We start from the raw sequence: 907 nt of genomic DNA on the forward strand, positions 1-907 counted from the left end.
CGCTCAACGCAACACCCGCTCCCCAATCTTTTTAATTACCCCGTCGCTCACCTTCATCTCGGCATCCGTTTGGGTGATGTAGATCGCCATATAAAAAGGCTTTTCCCCCGTAGGATAGACAGCGGCAATAATTGCCCTTGAGCCGTAGCCGCCTGCGCCGGTCTTATCTGCGATGGTCCAGCCTTTGGGCAGAGCGGCGCGCAGCAGGTTGTCGGCTACCTTGTCCTCCCGCATCCAGCTCTCCAGCATCGCCTGATGCGGCTTGGTTAGCAGCGGCGTCGCCAGTAACGTATGCAGCCCGGATGCCATACGTTCCGGCGTAGAGGTGTCGCGCTCATCTCCTGGCGTAGCCTCGTTGAGCGTCGGCTCGGTGCGATCCAGCCGGGTGACGGTATCGCCACTCTCACGCATAAAGCGCGTTACCGCCACAGGGCCGCCAAGGTAAGTCAGAATACTGTTGCCCGCCGTATTATCGCTATAGCTAACCGCCGCCGAACACAGGGTTTGCAGCGTAATGGTCGCTGGAGCAACGTAGTTTTTGGTGATCGGAGAGTAGCTCAACAGTTCGTCAGGCTTAATGGTGACCGTCTCATCCAGCGAGCCAGCGGTTTTATGCAGACGATCGAGCAGCGCGCCGCAGGCGAGGACTTTAAAGGTGCTGGTTAAAGGGAAACGTTCATTCTGGCGATAGCCAAAGATCGGTTGACCGTCGGCGTTGACGATGGACATGCCAATCTTACCCGGCAGGCGTGTCTCCTCCTGCTTCAGGAAGGCTTGTAGCCCCTCAGTGTTGATTGCCTGAGCCGGCTGGCACAGCGCGAAAAGAAGAAACAATACTCCGCCGATAGTGCGCTTCACATCAGAATTCCCTACCGTCACTCGTCATGCCATGACATTACCATCTACG

Annotated in this window: 1 protein-coding gene; it reads right to left on the reverse strand. The window is 56.9% G+C overall.

What is annotated here, in order from left to right; all coding sequences use genetic code 11:
* Positions 1-3: 3 nt before the first annotated feature.
* Positions 4-858, reverse strand: a complete 855-nt coding sequence (gene bla / locus FN633_RS04645; RefSeq protein WP_154056902.1) for a class A beta-lactamase — start codon at positions 856-858, stop codon at positions 4-6.
* Positions 859-907: the final 49 nt, after the last annotated feature.

Origin of the sequence: Pseudescherichia vulneris, from assembly GCF_902164725.1 — a bacterium.
Lineage (GTDB): Bacteria > Pseudomonadota > Gammaproteobacteria > Enterobacterales > Enterobacteriaceae > Pseudescherichia > Pseudescherichia vulneris.